The 16200-nt window shown below is 68.1% G+C and carries 17 protein-coding genes; 10 read left to right on the top strand and 7 right to left on the bottom strand.

The genetic code is table 11. The features are described 5' to 3' along the window. The first annotated feature begins 206 nt into the window (after window positions 1-206). Complete coding sequence (locus K254_RS0118015; RefSeq protein ID WP_026556534.1) at window positions 207-1694, top strand: APC family permease; 1488 nt, start codon at window positions 207-209, stop codon at window positions 1692-1694. Window positions 1695-1785: 91 nt separating this feature from the next. Continuing rightward, the gene (locus tag K254_RS0118020) at window positions 1786-2454 is read left to right on the top strand and encodes a DUF5134 domain-containing protein (RefSeq protein ID WP_155848617.1); all 669 of its coding nucleotides are present in this window, start codon (window positions 1786-1788) and stop codon (window positions 2452-2454) included. A 124-nt stretch (window positions 2455-2578) separates the two neighbouring features. Here K254_RS0118020 and K254_RS24015 read toward each other — a convergent pair whose 3' ends face one another. Together K254_RS24015 and K254_RS0118030 are read right to left on the bottom strand one after the other, a co-directional pair. After that, on the bottom strand, window positions 2579-3259 hold the full coding sequence (locus K254_RS24015; RefSeq protein ID WP_035750326.1) for an HAD-IA family hydrolase: 681 nt from the start codon (window positions 3257-3259) through the stop codon (window positions 2579-2581). Window positions 3260-3381: 122 nt separating this feature from the next. Beyond that, window positions 3382-3771 (bottom strand): DUF5997 family protein, encoded by a 390-nt coding sequence (locus K254_RS0118030; RefSeq protein WP_035750329.1) that lies wholly within the window; start codon window positions 3769-3771, stop codon window positions 3382-3384. 42 nt (window positions 3772-3813) lie between these two features. Between K254_RS0118030 and K254_RS24020 the strand changes: the two genes are divergently transcribed. Further along, complete coding sequence (locus tag K254_RS24020) at window positions 3814-4641, top strand: substrate-binding domain-containing protein (RefSeq protein WP_155848618.1); 828 nt, start codon at window positions 3814-3816, stop codon at window positions 4639-4641. A gap of 13 nt (window positions 4642-4654) precedes the next feature. Here the strand turns inward: K254_RS24020 and K254_RS0118040 are convergent, their stop codons facing one another. Then, entirely contained in the window at window positions 4655-5113 is a 459-nt protein-coding gene (locus K254_RS0118040; RefSeq protein ID WP_026556537.1) for a hypothetical protein, read from the bottom strand. 60 nt (window positions 5114-5173) lie between these two features. Then, window positions 5174-5650: a MarR family winged helix-turn-helix transcriptional regulator gene (locus K254_RS0118045; RefSeq protein WP_051389365.1), complete on the bottom strand. Its 477-nt coding sequence runs from the start codon at window positions 5648-5650 to the stop codon at window positions 5174-5176. Window positions 5651-5737: 87 nt separating this feature from the next. Here K254_RS0118045 and K254_RS24025 point away from each other — a divergent pair, with 87 nt between their 5' ends. Then, window positions 5738-7975: an MMPL family transporter gene (locus K254_RS24025; RefSeq protein WP_081710228.1), complete on the top strand. Its 2238-nt coding sequence runs from the start codon at window positions 5738-5740 to the stop codon at window positions 7973-7975. Here the strand turns inward: K254_RS24025 and K254_RS0118055 are convergent, their stop codons facing one another. The 3 genes from K254_RS0118055 to K254_RS0118065 form a co-directional block, all read right to left on the bottom strand. Next, window positions 7976-8425 (bottom strand): Dps family protein, encoded by a 450-nt coding sequence (locus K254_RS0118055; protein WP_026556539.1) that lies wholly within the window; start codon window positions 8423-8425, stop codon window positions 7976-7978. 41 nt (window positions 8426-8466) lie between these two features. Continuing rightward, window positions 8467-9585: a GTP pyrophosphokinase gene (locus K254_RS0118060; RefSeq protein WP_026556540.1), complete on the bottom strand. Its 1119-nt coding sequence runs from the start codon at window positions 9583-9585 to the stop codon at window positions 8467-8469. A 132-nt stretch (window positions 9586-9717) separates the two neighbouring features. Further along, window positions 9718-10878: an ROK family transcriptional regulator gene (locus K254_RS0118065; protein WP_026556541.1), complete on the bottom strand. Its 1161-nt coding sequence runs from the start codon at window positions 10876-10878 to the stop codon at window positions 9718-9720. 101 nt (window positions 10879-10979) lie between these two features. Here K254_RS0118065 and K254_RS0118070 point away from each other — a divergent pair, with 101 nt between their 5' ends. The 6 genes from K254_RS0118070 to K254_RS0118095 are packed head-to-tail and all read left to right on the top strand — an operon-like array spanning window position 10980 to window position 16164. Next, complete coding sequence (locus tag K254_RS0118070) at window positions 10980-11771, top strand: alpha/beta hydrolase family protein (protein ID WP_026556542.1); 792 nt, start codon at window positions 10980-10982, stop codon at window positions 11769-11771. 4 nt (window positions 11772-11775) lie between these two features. Continuing rightward, on the top strand, window positions 11776-12822 hold the full coding sequence (locus tag K254_RS0118075) for a carbohydrate kinase family protein (RefSeq protein WP_026556543.1): 1047 nt from the start codon (window positions 11776-11778) through the stop codon (window positions 12820-12822). A gap of 43 nt (window positions 12823-12865) precedes the next feature. Further along, entirely contained in the window at window positions 12866-13390 is a 525-nt protein-coding gene (locus tag K254_RS0118080; protein WP_026556544.1) for a YbhB/YbcL family Raf kinase inhibitor-like protein, read from the top strand. Between the two features lie 22 nt (window positions 13391-13412). After that, window positions 13413-14225: an HAD family hydrolase gene (locus K254_RS0118085; protein ID WP_026556545.1), complete on the top strand. Its 813-nt coding sequence runs from the start codon at window positions 13413-13415 to the stop codon at window positions 14223-14225. A gap of 37 nt (window positions 14226-14262) precedes the next feature. Beyond that, window positions 14263-15030 (top strand): glycerophosphodiester phosphodiesterase, encoded by a 768-nt coding sequence (locus tag K254_RS0118090; RefSeq protein WP_196811005.1) that lies wholly within the window; start codon window positions 14263-14265, stop codon window positions 15028-15030. 24 nt (window positions 15031-15054) lie between these two features. After that, on the top strand, window positions 15055-16164 hold the full coding sequence (locus K254_RS0118095) for a glycerate kinase (RefSeq protein ID WP_026556547.1): 1110 nt from the start codon (window positions 15055-15057) through the stop codon (window positions 16162-16164). Window positions 16165-16200 lie beyond the last annotated feature (36 nt).

Below are 16200 nucleotides of genomic sequence, written 5' to 3' on the forward strand. Positions count from 1 at the left end.
CTCGACCGGTTCAACAAATGCCCGCGTGGACCAAGACAGCGGCGGGCGGCCCAGGCATGACTTTGGCATCTGCAAACCAGGAAACCCAATTGCACCTCCCTGCGTGCTTGGACGTTCACTTCGGGGTTCCGGCTCATACTCGCCGGCCGCCAGCGGCCTTGGCGCAGTAGAGATCACACGACGTTCAGTTCATCAAAGGAGATGTTATGAGTGAAAAAAATTCGGATGGCGCCGATCACCTGAAAAGGTCGATCGACTGGAAGCAGGGCATGGCCATTGCATTGGGGGTGCCCATGCTGATTCTGCCATCATTGGGCTATCTTCCGATGTATGTTTCCGCCGCAGCAATCGTTGTCTGGGGGCTGTCTGTCCTTCAAGGGTTTATGCAGAACGCTGCCTATGCTGAAATGGCCACCACCTTTCCCAAGGCCTCTGGTCTGCCGGGTTTCGCGCAGCATGTATTCCAGACCGAAAACTACCGGGGCAAGTATGACAAGAGCAAGCTGCTGGGCGGCTTCACCGCCTGGAGCTACTGGTTTGGTTGGAATCCGATCCTGGCGATCTTCGCCATCACGGCCGGCAGCTACCTGCATGGGCTGTTTCCGGTGCTGGGCGAGGCATTTACCGAGTATCAGCTAGCGCTAATCTCAGGTCTGGTGATTTTCGGCGGATTGTTCGTGGTCAACTGGTTCGGCCTCAAGGATGGCGCCAAACTGGGTTACATCCTGGCTGCCATATCTCTGATACCGCTGGTCATCCTGGCCGTGGCGCCGTTTGCCACCGGACACGTAGACCTGGTCAACATCACCGGCAACTGGTGGCCGACCGACTGGGCCTGGGATCTGCACCATATCCTGATGCTCTTTGGCATCTTTGGGATTGCCCAGTGGAGTGCCTGCGCCTGGGAAACGGCGGCCATCTACGGCCCTGAATACAAGAACCCGTCCAAGGATGTCCCCAAGGCTCTGCTTGCCTGCGGCATCATCTGCTTCCTCCTGTACGCACTGCTGCAAGCTGCAGTGATCGGCGTGCTTGGTGTTGAGGGCGTACAGGCCCAGGCCGTGTCGCCCCTGATTCCAGTCGCCCAGGCTGTCTTTGGCCAAGCCGGTTCAATCATCACCATCATCATGTTGATCGCCGCCATGGTCCTCATCATCCAGACGGCTTACCTTGGTGCTTCCCGCGCCATGCACTCCATGGCGACGGAAGGCAACCTTCCCCGCGTTTTCGGTAAAACCAACCGCCAGGGAACCCCCTTTGTTGCCATGCTGGTGATCGGTGCCTTCAACCTGGTGTTGATTTCCATGGGAAACGCCGCGGCAATTCTTGCAGCCTCGGCGATCGGTTACACCTGTGCCAACGGCATCAGCCTGTTTGCCTATGTCAAGGCCAAGAACCACCCGGCCTTTGCTGCTCTGGAAAGGCCCTTCAAAGCCCCCAGGGGCTGGAAAAGGGTCGCCATGGCTTTTGGCCTGTTCAACGTGCCGCTGTGCCTGATCGGCGTTGTCTACCTGAACAGCCTGGAGATCGGCTGGACCTCCACCTGGGTTGGCTTCCTCGTCTTGGCACTCTACCTACCCATCTGGCTGTATTCCCAGCGTGAATCACGGCGTGCCGGCGCCAAAGCAGCCGCTGCCCACTCGTCAGGCCACGTTGTCGAAGATCGGGAAAAGCTTCTGGATCCCACTCGGTAACGTCTGGTCGCCACCAGTTGGTCCCCGGTGCTGCTGTTCACAGCAGCACCGGGGACCATTCCCACACCCACCCCAAAACCCACCAGGGAGCGTGACAGGCGTGTTCAACATCCCCGCAATAACCTGGGCCCTCACGGCCGTGCTGCTGCTCGGCACAGGCCACCACGCCCTGGCGGCAGCACGGTCCCGCCACCTCACCGACACCGTCAACAACAGCCTCCACGCCCTCATGAACGCCCTGATGGCCGCCATGCTGTGGAACCTCGCCGCCTCCACCACCCTGGCCCAGGTCATCCTCCTGGCCGGCGCCGCCCTGTGGTTCATCATCCAGGCCGTCGCCCGCCCCGAATTCACCATCCTGTGCGCCGGCAGCCAGGGCCGGCTCAAATGCGGCTACCACGCCCTCACCATGGCCGGCGCCGCCCTCATGGTCGCCATGATGGCCCACCTGGGCACCCCCGGGGCCGGCGCCCCGGCCGGCGGGGCACCCATGGCCCACACCCACCACGCCATGGCCGCCGCACCCCCCACCACGGGCGGAGGTGCCGCACCCCTGGCCGGGTCCCCGGCCCTGGCCATCGCACTGACGGTCCTCTTCGGCGCCGCAGCACTGCTGTTCGCCATCCTGCTCCTGCGGCCCCGGGCGCCGAAAACCACCGGGCATGCGGGAGCCCGGAAGCGCTCCGTCCGCGCAGGCCATGCACTGGAGGCCCTGGGCGCCGCGGCCATGGCCGCCATGTTCGCCACCATGGCCACCTGAACCCACCGGGCCCACCCCCTGCACGGGAACCGGAAAGCCTTCCACACACAAACCGCGTCCGCCCCCACCCCTTTGACAGGGCGGGAACGGACGCGGTTTTCGTTGGGCCGCGGGGTGGGCGGTGCTAGAGGCGGATGGAAATGGTCCTGGCTCCGGTGGCGTCCGTTTCCACCGTGGCCTGGACGGAGCTGTAGTCGTCGATGCGCAATACGCCCTCGGGCAGCGGGCCGGTGTTCGCACCGACAGCCACCGTGCGGATGCCCGCAGCCAGGGCTGCCGCGATCCCGGCAGGAGCGTCCTCGAAGACCAGGGCGTCCGCAGGATCCACACTCAGCAGTTCGGCCGCCAGCAGATACCCCTCTGGATGCGGTTTGCCGCGGGTGATCAGGTCGGCCGTGACGGCTGTCGCGGGCATGGCCAGCCCGGCGGCGTCCATTCGGAGGTCCGCCAGGACCCGGTCGGCCGACGTCACCAGGGCAACGGCGTCGCCGGGAAGGCTGCGCAGAAGATCGCCGGCCCCGGGCAGTGGCATGATCCCCTCTGTCCGGGCACGTTCCATGGCCCCGAGTTCGGCCGCAAGGGCCAGGACGTCGGCGCCTGCCGGGGCGAACCGGCGGACTGTGTCAAGCGCCTGGACGCCATGGGACGTACGTAGGATTTCGGCATAGTCCAGGTCGTAACGGAGCGCGAACTCGCTCCAGACCTGTTCCACGACGGGTGTGGAATCGACAAGTGTGCCGTCCATGTCGAAGAAGACAGCACGGCAGATATGCGTGCGGGGAACAGCGTATGCAGAGGTGTCCATGCATCCATCATGGCCTGATGCGCCAATGGGCCGGCGAGTGTGACGACGCTCCGCCCCCAACTATGGGGGCGGAGCGTCCTGGGGGCCGCCGCCATCCGGCTGTCCGCGTTGGGCGGCGCGCCTTAGCTCTTGGGGCGGCGTGCGGCCTCGCGGGTCTTGGCCAGCTGGGCCTCGGTGCGGGCCTTGGCGAGGGAAGCGCGGGCCTCCACCAGCCAGGCCGGCTTGGCTTCCAGCAGTGCGGTGATCTCCGCCGAGGTCAGAGCCTCGGTGATGCCGGCACGGGTCAGGCCGGCGATGGAGACGTTCAGCTTCTGGGCGACAACGGGGCGCGGGTGCGGTCCGTTGCGGCGCAGCTCCTCCAGCCAGGCCGGGGGGTTTTCGGTCAGAGTCTTGAACTCTTCGCGGGAGATCGCCTTCTCCTGGAACTCCGCGGGGGCGGCCGGAAGGTAGATGCCCAGCTTCTTGGCGGCGGTGGCGGACTTCATGGTTTGTGCGAAAGGTTCGGTGCTCATACTTCAAGGGTACCGGCAGGGTGGGTGCGCTAGGGTTGTGAGGTGTCAGAACCCCGTGTGCTCAAGATTTCCTTTGTCCCCGGCGTCACCCCCGGCAAGTGGATGCGCCGCTGGGAGGAACGCATGCGTTCGGTGCCGCTCGAGGTGGTCAAGGTGGACGAGCCCGGGCAGCTGGACGCCCTGCGCGCGCTCGAGGTGGATCTGGCGTTTGTGCGCCTGCCCGTGGACAAATCCGGGCTGAATGTGATCCCGCTGTACACCGAGGTCCCCGTGGTGGTGGCACCCAAGGACCATGAAATCGCCGTCTTCGACGAGGTCCCCGTGGTGGAACTGGCCGCCGAGTACCTGCTCCAGGACCCGGAGCTGTTCCCCGAGTGGCGCGACATCTCGGATGAAATCCGCGAAGGGACCCGCAAGCCGCTGCCGCCGATGGCCACTGTGGAGGAAGCGTTGGATCTGGTGGCGGCCGGATTGGGCATTCTGATCCTGCCGATGTCGGTGGCACGGCACTACAACCGCAAGGACCTGCGCTACCGCCCGGTGACTGGTGTGGCCGAATCCCAGGTGGGGGTTGCCTGGCTGCGGCCCGACGGCCCCATGGCCGACGGCGACGGTGATCCGGTCATCGAGGAGTTCATCGGCGTGGTCCGCGGCCGCAGCGCCCAGAGCTCGCGCCAGCCCTCCATCCAGGCCAAGCAGGATGCGGCCCCGAAGAAGGGCCGCGCCCCCAAGGCGCCCGCCACCGGTGGTGGCAAGGGTGCCGCCAAGGGAGGGCGTCCGACGTCGGGCCGTCCCGGTGGTGCCAAGGGCCGCGGCGGCGCCCCCAAGGGCAAGGGCGGGAAGGGCTCCGGGGGCAAGGGCCGCCGCTAGTCCCTATGCCCCGTTAGTTCTTTACCCTTCTGGCGTGTGCGGGCGCGTACGTCTTCGCCAGCCGGGCCAGAGCGACGGCGGCCACCAGCAGGCCGACATCGCGCAGTGCCACATCGAAGAAGCCCGGGTAGCTGAGCAGGTTGATGATGATCCCCGCCAGCCACAGGGCCACCACATAGGCGGCGATGCGGGGGCTCAGGGCGACCATCACGCCCGCGCCCACCTCCACGACGCCGATGACCAGCATCATGGTGTGGGCGCTGAAGGGTGACACACTGACCATCCAGGGGGCCAGGTAGGCCTCCCAGTTGGTGAGGACGTTGAAGAATTTGTCCAGCCCAAAGATGAGCGGGATGAGGATGAATCCGACCCACAACATCAGGTACGCGCCGTACGCCGGCTCCACCCGGGCCCGGTGCAGGGCCTGGCTGGCGAAGTGCGGCGCCGAAGCTGGTGCAGCATTGGCGGACATGGTGGCCTCCTTCTAAAAACGTAGATTATGTTTTTAGAATCCGCCCGCGCTGGTTCGATGTCAAGGGGCTGGCGCCGGCGGGATGTCGGCACGTGCGGCCGCCGTCGCCGCCAGCATGTCGGTGAGAAAGCGCTGCGCCAGCTCCAGCTCCGCCTCGGTGTAGCCCTCCATGGCGGCGCCCAGATGGCTTGCCAGCGGGGCAAACAGCGTGCGGCCCACGGCGCGCGCGTGGTCCGTCATGGCCAGGTGGACCTGCCGGCGGTCCGTTCCGCTGCGCTCGCGGGTCACGTGTCCCGCCCGGTCCAGACGGTCCACGAGCGCCGTCGTCGCCGGCGAACTGAGGTTCAGGGCCTCGCCCAGCCGCCCCGGTGTAACTGCCGCATGGCCGAAGCCGGCCTGCACCAGGAAGGCCAGGGCGTTCATGTCAGTGCGGTGCAGTCCGTGCGTGCTGCTGATCTGCTCCACATAGCGGTCCGTCTCCACGGTGAATTCCCGCAGCAGTGCCAGGAGTGCGGCATGTGGCATCTGTGCTGTCATGGGATCAATCTTCCGCTATTTGGTCCGTTCGGGCATCAATTTTATCTCCGCACTGGAATATCTCCATGATCGAAGTATTATGGGGCCATGGAGACCAAGGACTGGATGCCCCAACGCTGGCTTCGCATCATGCTGCCTACCCTGCTGATCCTTCTCTGGCTGGCGGTGGCCGGTCTGGGTGGGCCAACCTTCGGCAAGATCTCCTCCGTCTCCAGCAACGACCAAGCCAGCTTCCTGCCGGCCAGTGCCGAATCGACGCTGGCGCGCCAATGGCAGCAGAAGTTCCTTGACTCCAAGAGCATTCCGGCCATCGTGCTGCTGGTCTCCGAGTCGAAGATCGACGACGCCGGGCTCGGGGCCTATGCGTCCCTGGCCGGCACGCTGGGGGCCGTCCCCGGCGTGGAAGCCCCCGTGCCGCCGGCTCCCAGCAGCATTGCCGGACCCATCCCCTCCGAAGACCGCAAGGCCGTGGAGTTCATCGTGCCGATCTCCGACACGGGGAACGTGAAGACGGTGGTCGCGGACCTGCGGGAGGCTGTGGCAGCCAACCTGCCTCCGGGCGCCACCGCCTACGTCACGGGCCCCGCGGGGCTGACGGCGGATCTCGTCAATGCCTTTGGCGGCATTGACGGCATCCTGCTGCTGGTGGCCCTCGTGGCGGTGTTTGTGATCCTGCTGGTGGTCTACCGCTCCGTGGTGCTCCCCGTGCTGGTGCTCCTGACCTCCGTCTTTGCCCTCTGCGCCTCCATTCTGGTTGTATATGCCCTGGCGAGCATGGATTGGATCACGCTCAGCGGCCAGAGCCAGGGCATCCTGAGCATCCTGGTGATTGGCGCGGCCACCGACTACTCACTGCTGCTGGTGGCCCGGTACCGGGAGGCCCTGCACGCCGTGGATTCAAAATGGGCCGCTCTGGGGCGGGCGCTGCGCGGCGCCTGGGAGCCGATTGCCGCCTCGGGGGCCACGGTGATCATCGCCCTGCTGTGCCTGCTGGTTTCGGACCTGAACTCGAACCGCAGTCTGGGGCCGATCGCCGCCATCGGCATCGCGTTCTCGCTGCTCTCCGCCCTGACGTTCCTGCCGGCCCTGCTGGTGCTTTTCGGCCGCGGCGCCTTCTGGCCTTTCCGCCCCAAAGTGGTCAAACTGCACCGCCACAGTTCCTCTGGTGACGCCGGCGCCCCTGCCGGTCTGGCGGGCATCACTGGACTGTGGCGCCGGGTGGGCCTGCTGATTGCCGCCCGGCCGCGCACCACCTGGATTGCCACCCTGATCCTCCTGGCTGCCGCCAGCACCGGCGTGCTCCAGCTGCAGGCCAACGGCGTCTCGCAGACCCAGATCATCCTGGCGCCGAGCAACGCCGTCGACGGCCAGAAGGCGTTGGGTGAGCATTTCGACGCCGGCAGCGGCAGCCCGGTGGTGGTCATCGCCACCGAGGACCGGGCCGCAGCGGTGCGGGAGGCTGTCGCCGCCCAGCCGGGCGTCTCCGACGTCGCCCTCTACTCGGGGAGCGGCCGTCCGGTTCCCGGGGCGCCCGCCGTCGTGGAGGATGGGCGCGTGCTGATCAACGCCACGCTGGTGGAGCCGGCTGACTCGCAGGCCGCCGAACAGGTGGTGCGGGAGCTGCGGGCGGCACTGCCCGCCGTGGATGCGGACGTGCTGGTGGGTGGCGTGACGGCCATTGCGCTGGACACCAATGAGACTGCCCAGCGGGACCTGTGGAAGATTGTGCCGCTGGTGCTGGTGGTCATTCTGCTGGTGTTGATGGTGCTGCTGCGCTCGGTGGTGGCCCCACTGGTCCTGATGGGATCGGTGGTGCTCTCGTACACGGCGGCCATGGGCGTCTCGGCGCTGGTGTTCAACCACGTATTCGGCTTCCCGGGGGCCGATGCCACGGTGCCGCTGTTTGGCTTCGTGTTCCTGGTGGCGTTGGGCGTGGACTACAACATCTTCCTGATGACGCGCGTGCGGGAGGAATCGGCGCTGATCGGCACCCGGCCGGGCGTGCTCCGGGGGCTGGGAGTGACAGGCGGCGTGATCACCTCCGCCGGTGTGGTGCTGGCGGCAACCTTCGCTGCACTCGGTGTCATTCCGCTGCTGTTCCTGGCCCAGCTGGCCTTCATTGTGGCGTTCGGCGTGCTGCTGGACACCGTGGTGGTGCGCTCGCTGCTGGTGCCGGCGCTCGTCTACGACCTCGGCAAGGTGGTGTGGTGGCCGTCCCGGCTGTGGCGCGACGGGTCTTCTTCGGGCTCCGCCCACGGGGTTTCGGCAGGCTCAACCACCGTGGCGGCCGAGCCCGCAAGGACGGGCCCAGCCGCGCGCAGGTGATCAGGCCTTTTGGTTCTCCGCACCGATCATCCAGGCGAACTGCTCGAGCTTTTCAATGAACGCGTGCAGCAGATCCGCGGTGGTGGGATCCTCCTCATCCACGGCGTCGTGGACATCGCGCATGGTGGCCACGGCCTCCTTCAGCCGCACGACCACCAGATCCACGGCGTCCTTGGTGTTGACCAGGCCGTCCGGGAACTGTGTCAGCGTGGTCTTGGACGTGACGGTGCTGCTGCGGCCGTCCGGGACGGCCTCCAGGGCGCGCATGCGCTCGGCGGTGACGTCGGAGAACTCGCGGACGGCGTCCACCACCTCATCCAACTGAAGGTGCAGATCGCGGAAGTTGGGCCCAACAATGTTCCAATGCGCCTGCTTGCCCTGCAGATGGAGCTCGATCAAATCAACAAGCACTGCCTGCAGGTTGGCTGTCAGCGTGGGTGATGCCTTCATGGTGTCCTCCGAGCGTTGTGATCCGTGCCAGTTCCCTTGGTCTAGGAACCGGCCTGTTTCTGGTTCGCTTCGCGGTACCGGCGCATCTGCTGGTATCGGCGCTGCAAACTCTCCCGCCGCGGCTTGCTGTCTTCCGACGCAGCCTCGGCGGTGAGGTCTATGTGCGACTGTCCGTAGTTCCAGAGCAGGAGGTCGTCCAGCAGCCGGTCCGGGCCCGGCGAGTACCTGTGGTCCAGAGCCTTGCGCACGTCGCTGATGGCGGAGGATTGGAGCAGTTCCGCCAATTGGATGGTCTTGGTCAACCCATGCGCCGCCAGCAGCTCCGCCGCCCAGCCCCAGTCGTCGTCGGACTTCCTGTCCACATGGGGGAGCAGGGTCTGCCAGATCTCCTTGATCCGGTTCGGCGTCAGCGCCTCGGCGCCCTCGCCGTCCGCGTCCCAGAAGTTGGTGACGGTTTCGTAGCGCTCGTGCAGCTCGGAGAAGGCAGATTCCACCGTTTCCAGCATGGCCGCCGTCGCGGTGAATTGGCGGTCGAAGTAGGGGCTCCAGGCGCGGCGGTCCTGGGACTTGAAGCGGATGTCGTGCTCGATCTCGCTCCAGGCATGGGCAAAGATGGTGCGGATCTGGCATTCGAAGAAGTAGCTGCCATTGGGCTTGGTGGCCGGATCCAGCACCTCCTGGTACTCCTTGACGACGTCGTTCTGGATGCTGCGCAGAATCAGATGCCGGCTGGAATAGCCGTAGGTGCCGGACTCGATGGAGCCGATGTCCTTTTCCCTGTCGCCGCGGCAGTCGAAGATGCTGCGCTGGCGCTTGATCAGGTTGGCTGCGACGGCGTTCTCGCCGGGGAGGGTGGTGATGACCCGCACGCCCACCATGTCCGTCAGGTTCCGCAGCGGGTCCGGGAACTGCAGGGCCGGCGCGGCGCCGGGAAGCTGTTCCACCATGCGGGAGGCCTTTTCGCGGAAGGATTCCACCGTCTTGGTGCGGCTGGTGACGAAGAGCGGCTGCGTTTCCGCATCGGCAAAGATGTCCCGGATCCGGCGTTCCATTTCCGCCGTGACCCGCTCCAGGGCAGGGCGGACGCGCTCGTACTCGGCCACGCTTGCGGCCACAACCGGCCGCAAAGAATCGTCGAGTCGGTCCCAGTGAAGGCTCATGGTCCGAGCCTAGACGGAGCCACTGACGTTCGTCGAGCGGACCACGCCAGCCCCGCCCCCTCAACCCAAGTAGGTGACAGTTATCGCACACTCCGGGCAGGATTTTGTGGGATAACTGTCACCCAGTTGGGGCTAGAAGAGGTCGGGGGCGGCGAGGAGGTCCCGGAAGACGAGTTCGCCGGCGCCGGCCAGGATCAGGTCCGAGCCCATGGGGGCGCTTTGGATGCGCAGCTCCGTGGGGCTGACGGTGAAGGACTCCGCGGTCAGCGTCTGGATCTCCTCCTCGCTGAGCGAGGCAAACATGGCGCCGATGAAGCCGCCGAGCAGCACCTGGGAGGGGTTGAAGATGTTCACCAAGGTCCGCAGCGCCAGGGCCACCCACTCCATCTGGCGCAGCGCCTCCTCGTGCAGCGCCGTGTTCCTGGTGTCCGCGAGGGCAAGCTCCAGGGCCCGCGCGTCGTGGCTTTCAAGACCGGCCCGGCGCAGCAGCCGCACGGCCTGGACCTCGGTTTCCAGGCAGCCGCGGGCCCCGCAGGCGCAGCGGTGGCCCAGCGGCGCAACGGGGATATGCCCCAGCTCCGTGGCATAGCCGGTGGCGCCGTTGAGCAGGTGGCCGCCGGTGACGACGCCGCCGCCGATGCCGGAGGAGCCGCCGTAGACATAGACGACGTCGTCCCCGCCCAGGCCGCCGCCAAAGGTGGTGGCAGCGGTGATGCCCAGCGTCGCATCGTTGCCCACCCAGGTGGGCAGCCCAGTGGCTTCGGCCACCAGGGTGCCCAGCGGAGCATCGCGCCAGCCCAGGTTTGCCGCATGGCCCACAATGCCGCGTTCCTTGCCCACCTGGCCGGGGACGCCAATGCCGATGCCCACGAGCCGGAAACCGTCGGGAGCCTGGGCGCGCAGCTCCGCCAGCAGCGAGGCGATGATGCCGCTGGCCTCCTCGGGGGTCGGGACGCTGTCCAGCTCGCGGTGTGCCGCCGGTCCGGTGCGCTGCCCCAGGCCCAGCAGGCAGGCCTCGATGCGGTTGGCCTCGATGCTGACGGCCATCGCCGCCACATCATCGGAGGCGGTGATGTGCGACACCGGGCGGCCGGGGCCCACCGCCTTGTGTCCGGCGGACTCCCGGATCAGCCCCAACTTGTCCAGCTCGGCGGCCAGCATGCCCACCGTGGCGCGGGAGAGCCCGGTGGCTGCCGCCAGCTCAAACCGGGTGGCCGGACCATGGCTGTGCACATGGCCCAGCACCGCGCTCAAATTCTGCCGCCTGATGCGGTCGTTGGCTGATCCCTGCATGCTCAAGAAAATCCTGCTCCGTTTCGGTAGTCACGATGAATATACCCGCCCCTTCAATAGGTGGGTCGTCCCATCTACACTCTGGGTGGCACACTCGATCCATGACCGTCCCGAACACGCCCGCACCCCAGTCCTACGCCTACGGACGCCATGCCGACCAGTGGGCGCAGCTGCACCTGCCCGCGGAGGCCACGCACCGGGGCGTGGTGGTGGTCATCCACGGGGGATATTGGCGTTCGACGTACGGCGCCGAGCTGGGCGATCCACTGGCCCGGGATCTGGCCGCCCACGGCATCGCTGCCTGGAATCTGGAGTACCGCCGGGCGGGAAACGGCGGCGGCTGGCCGGAGACCTTCCAGGACGTGGCAGACGGCATCGACGCCCTGGCCTCAGCGGCGGCGGAGCACGGCCTGGATCTGGAGCATGTGGTGGCGCTGGGCCATTCGGCGGGCGGACATCTGGCGGTCTGGGCGGCGGGACGGGCGCAGCTGCCGGACGGCGCCCCGGGTGCCCATCCCGCGGTGGAGCTGTCCGGCGTCGTGAGCCAGTCGGGACTGCTGGACCTGGCCGAGGCCGCCCGGCTGGGCCTGAGCAACCACGCCGTGGCCAATCTGCTGGGTGCCGCACGGGACGTGGAACCGGGCCGCTACGCGCTTGCGGATCCGATGGCCGCCGTCCCGCTGTCCGTCCCCGTCTACGCCGTCCAGGCCGAGCACGACGACGACGTTCCGCCCACCCAATCGCGGGTCTACGTGGACGCCGCCCGGGCGGCCGGCGCCGAGGCCCATCTGGTGATGGTGCCGGGGGACCACTACGGGCTGATCGATGTGCGTCATCGGGCGTACCGCAGCTGCCGGGATCTGGTTGCCGGGCTGCTGCCGGCCGTAGGCTGAGAGCATGTTGACTGTCATTGGCGAGGCCCTGATTGATGAGGTGGTGCACCCGGGTGCGCAGCCCGTTCCCCACGTGGGCGGCAGCCCCCTGAACGTGGCCGTCGGCCTCGCGCGGCTGGGCCATCCGGTGCAGTTCCTGGGCCGCTACGGGCAGGATGCCTATGGGGTGCTGGTCTCCTCGCATCTGCATGACAACCACGTGCTGGTGCCGCTGGCCCCGGATGCCAAGCCCACCTCGGTGGCCCGTGCCGTGCTCGACGGCGACGGCGCCGCCAGCTACGAGTTCGCCCTGGACTGGGAGCTTCCGGCGCTCGCCGCCGACGCTGGTGCAGCCTCCGGCACGGCCGGCGCAGCCGGCAGTGCAACAGCCGCACGGCCGCATTTCATGCTGGCCTCCAGCACCCTTGTGCACACGGGATCCATCGCCGCCATGCTGGCACCGGGTGCCGACCAGGTGCTCGCCGCCGTCCGGGCGGCCCATCCGCACGCCACCATCTCCTACGATCCCAATGCCCGCCCGAGCATCATCACGGACGTGGACTACGCCCGGGAGCAGGCCGAGAAATTCGTCCGGCTGGCCGATGTGGTCAAGGCTTCCGATGAGGACCTCGCCTGGCTGTACCCGGGAGTGGACCCGCTGGATTCCGCCCGGCGCTGGCTGGACATCAATGGCGCACCCTCCGCCGGCTCCTCCCGCCCCGGCACCGTCCGGGACACGGGCCGCGCCGGCGGACCCGCCGTCGTCGTCGTCACCCGGGGCAGCGGCGGTCCCTGGGCCGTCTGCGCGGCGGGGGAGGTGCAGTGCCAGGTGCCGGCCACCGAGGTGGTGGACACCGTGGGGGCGGGGGATTCCTTCATGGCCGCGCTGCTGTCTGCGGTGGTGGACCGGGAGCTGGACGGTGCCCAGCGCCGCGAGGAGCTGCGCGCCATCAGTGCCGAAGAACTTGGCACCGTGCTGCGGTACGCCGCCCGCGCCGCCGCCATCACCGTCTCCCGCGCCGGGGCCAACCCGCCCTCGCGCACCGAACTGCACACCGCACCCACGTCATAGGCGCGCCCGCCGCCGGGCACGCCGCGAGCAGCCAGGAGCAGCCATGGCCAGCGATCCGTTCGACATCGGCCCCGCGGTGCCCGCATTTGAGCTCGCCAGCACCTCCTTCGCGCCAGGGGGCACGCTGCCGCAGGCGCAGCTGGGGTCCGGTGCCGGCGGCCGGGACCTTTCCCCGCAGTTGTCCTGGCACGGGCAGCCGGCCGCCACGCGCAGCTTCGCCGTGACCATGTTCGACCCCGACGCCCCGGGACCGCACGGCTTTTGGCACTGGGCGGTCGCCAACATCCCCGCCTCCATGGGGTCGCTGCCGGAGGGTGCGGCAACGGCCGGCTCCTGGCCGGGGCTGCCGGCGGACGCCGTCGTGCTGAAGAACGACGGCGGCTTCCGCGGCTACATGGGCGCGGCACCGCCGCGGGGGCACGGCCGGCACCGCTACCTGGTGGTGGTCCACGCCGTCGATGTTGAGGATCTGGGAGTCCCGGCGGATGCCACGCCCGCGGCCCTCGCCGCCGCGCTGAACGCCCACACCCTGGCCCGCGGCCGGCTGGTGGGCGTCTACGAGCGGTAGCCGGCACGCGATAGCCTTGGGTATGCGCCTCATTGCCAGTGACATCGACGGAACCATCCTGGGCCACGACGGGACCATCAGCCCCCGCACCGTGGCCGCCTTCGCCGCCGCCGCACGCGCCGGGGTGGACATCGTCTTCGTCACGGGCCGCCCGCCGCGCTGGCTCGAGCCGCTGCGCCGCCAGATCGGCCACACTGGCACGGTGATCTGCTCCAACGGCGCCGTGGTCTACGATCTGGCCACCGAAAGCGTCGTCTCCTCCCACCTTCTGCCCTGGGAAACCGTGGCCGGCGCCCGCAAGATCATCCGCTCCCTGGTGCCGGAGTCGCACTTCGCCGCCGAGAGCCTGGACGGCTTCCACCTGGAGCCGGGCTTCCTGAGGCCCGGCGGGGCCCCTGCCCTGGACGGCATCGTCCCGGCCCCGCTGGAGGAGACGGTCAAGGACGGTGCGGGGATCGTGAAGTTCCTGGCCATTGCCCACACCGGCACCGCCGATGCCTTCCTGGCCGCCGTCCGGCCGGGGCTGGAGGGGCTGCTCTCTGTCACGCACTCCGCTCCGGACATGGCCCTGCTGGAAATGGGTCCGTTCGGCGTCAACAAGGCCGTGACCCTGGCGGAGTACGCGGCCTCCCGCGGCATTGACGCGGCGGATGTGGTGGCCTTCGGCGACATGCCCAACGACATCGAGATGCTGCGCTGGGCCGGTTCGGGCTATGCCATGGCGTCCGGCCACGCCGAGGCGCGCTCCGCCACGGATCTGCAGGCGCCGCACTTTGACGACGACGGCGTTGCCCAGGTGATCGAAGAACGGCTGGCCGCGCTCCGGGGCAGCTAGACGCCCGCGCGCCACGCCGATCCAGTACCGTGGAGCCGTGACGCAGCTGCCGTACCTCGACTCACCGGTGCCACTGGCCTTTGCCCACCGGGGGTTCTCCCGCACCGGGCTGGAAAACTCGCTGCCGGCCTTTGCCGCCGCGGCCCAGCTGGGCTTCACGCATGTGGAAACCGACGTCCACACCACCTCCGACGGCGTGGTGGTCATCTTCCATGACTCCACCCTGGACCGGGTGAGTACAGGAGCGGGGCGGATCAACGAGCTGCCCGCCGCCGTCGTCGGCCGGGCCCTGATCGGCGGCACCGAACCCATTCCCACGCTGGCCGCCCTGGTGGAGGCGTTCCCGGACCTGCGCTTCAATCTGGACGTCAAGGACGAGGCCTCCGTGGCACCGCTGGCGGCCCTGATCGAGGAGCACGGGCTGCACGACCGCGTCTGCGTGGCCTCCTTCTCCGACAAGCGCCGCCGGGCCGTGCTGAAACGGCTCACCCGGCGCACAGCGAGCTCCGCCGGCGTGCGGACCATCGCTCTCTTCACGTTCCTGGGCTGGCTGCCGGATCCGCTGCTGCGCCGCCTCCTGCGGGGAACGGACGTGTTGCAGATCCCCGTCCGCATGTACGGCCTGGCACTGGTCACGGCACGCTCCGTGGCCCGGGCGCACCGGCTCGGTTTGACGATGCATGTGTGGACCATCGACGATCCGGCACAGATGCACGAACTCTTTGATCTGGGCGTGGACGGCATCATGACGGACCGGGCGGATCTGCTGGCCGACGTCATGCAGCTACGCGGCTATTGGCCCTGAGCCGCCAACTGGCAGGATGGAGCCATGCGAATTCTGATTGCTCCGGACAAGTTCAAGGGCACGCTGACGGCTGTCGAGGCGGCCGCGGCCATGGCCGAAGGCGCGCTGCGTGTGTACCCCGAGGCCGTGGTGACGGCCTTCCCCATCGCCGACGGCGGCGAGGGCACCCTGGAGGCGGCCGTTGCCGCCGGCTATGAGGAGCGGATCAACGCCGTTGTTGGCCCCATCCTCAAGCCCGTGGGCGCCGCCTGGGCCATCAAGGGCACGACGGCGGTGGTGGAGACGGCGCAGGCCAGCGGCTATCTGCTGTGCGAGCCGACCAGTGAGAACTCCCTGCGCGCGCACTCCTATGGCTCCGGCCAGCTCATCCAGGCCGCACTGAACGCCGGCGCCACCGAAATCATGGTGGGCCTGGGCGGCTCGGCCATGACCGACGGCGGCACCGGCGCCCTGCGTGCGCTGGGCCTGAAGCTGCTCGACGCCGAGGGCAATCTGGTGCCCCTGGGCGGCGGATCGCTGGTGGATGTGGTGTCCATCGACGCCTCCGAGCTGGACCCGCGCCTCGCCGGGGTGGCCATCCGACTGGCCGTGGACGTGGACAACCCGCTGTACGGGCCCAACGGCGCCGCCCACATCTTCGGACCGCAGAAGGGCGCGACCGACGCCGATGTTGCGCAGTTGGATGCCGGCCTGAAGAACCTGGCCGCCGTGGTGCAGGCGGCCACGGGCGTGGACATCGACGTCCCCGGCGCCGGTGCTGCCGGCGGCTTCCCGTCCATCTTCCTGGCCTATGCCAAGGCCCGCATTGAGCGTGGCTTCGATCTGGTGGCCGAGCTGACGGACCTTCACGGCGCCCTTGCGGCTGCGGATCTCGTCATCACCGGCGAGGGGTCCATGGACTCCCAGTCGCTCTCCGGCAAGGCCCCCATCGGTGTCGCCGACGCCGCGCACGCCCTCGGGCTGCCCGTCGTCGTCGTCGCCGGGCGCATCGCCGTCAGCGAGGCGGAGCTGGCCGCCCACGGCGTGGTGTCTGCCGTCAGTGCTGCCGACGTCGCGCGCTCCCCAGAGGCCGCCATGGCCGAGGCCGCCAGGTACGTCACGATGGCCACCTCCGAGGCCCTCAACGGCATCTGATCCGCGTTGAGATGGACGTTCTTTTCACTTAGACGC

This window comes from Arthrobacter sp. 35W (assembly GCF_000482545.1).
Lineage (GTDB): Bacteria > Actinomycetota > Actinomycetes > Actinomycetales > Micrococcaceae > Specibacter.

Bases quoted from the DNA above. Each gene is read 5' to 3' on its own strand.
- K254_RS0118015 (WP_026556534.1), top strand. From the start codon at position 207: ATGAGTGAAAAAAATTCGGATGGCGCCGATCACCTGAAAAGGTCGATC.
- K254_RS24015 (WP_035750326.1), bottom strand. From the start codon at position 3,259: ATGGACACCTCTGCATACGCTGTTCCCCGCACGCATATCTGCCGTGCT.
- K254_RS0118030 (WP_035750329.1), bottom strand. From the start codon at position 3,771: ATGAGCACCGAACCTTTCGCACAAACCATGAAGTCCGCCACCGCCGCC.
- K254_RS0118040 (WP_026556537.1), bottom strand. From the start codon at position 5,113: ATGTCCGCCAATGCTGCACCAGCTTCGGCGCCGCACTTCGCCAGCCAG.
- K254_RS0118045 (WP_051389365.1), bottom strand. From the start codon at position 5,650: ATGACAGCACAGATGCCACATGCCGCACTCCTGGCACTGCTGCGGGAA.
- K254_RS24025 (WP_081710228.1), top strand. From the start codon at position 5,738: ATGGAGACCAAGGACTGGATGCCCCAACGCTGGCTTCGCATCATGCTG.
- K254_RS0118055 (WP_026556539.1), bottom strand. From the start codon at position 8,425: ATGAAGGCATCACCCACGCTGACAGCCAACCTGCAGGCAGTGCTTGTT.
- K254_RS0118060 (WP_026556540.1), bottom strand. From the start codon at position 9,585: ATGAGCCTTCACTGGGACCGACTCGACGATTCTTTGCGGCCGGTTGTG.
- K254_RS0118065 (WP_026556541.1), bottom strand. From the start codon at position 10,878: ATGCAGGGATCAGCCAACGACCGCATCAGGCGGCAGAATTTGAGCGCG.
- K254_RS0118070 (WP_026556542.1), top strand. From the start codon at position 10,980: ATGACCGTCCCGAACACGCCCGCACCCCAGTCCTACGCCTACGGACGC.
- K254_RS0118075 (WP_026556543.1), top strand. From the start codon at position 11,776: ATGTTGACTGTCATTGGCGAGGCCCTGATTGATGAGGTGGTGCACCCG.
- K254_RS0118080 (WP_026556544.1), top strand. From the start codon at position 12,866: ATGGCCAGCGATCCGTTCGACATCGGCCCCGCGGTGCCCGCATTTGAG.
- K254_RS0118085 (WP_026556545.1), top strand. From the start codon at position 13,413: ATGCGCCTCATTGCCAGTGACATCGACGGAACCATCCTGGGCCACGAC.
- K254_RS0118095 (WP_026556547.1), top strand. From the start codon at position 15,055: ATGCGAATTCTGATTGCTCCGGACAAGTTCAAGGGCACGCTGACGGCT.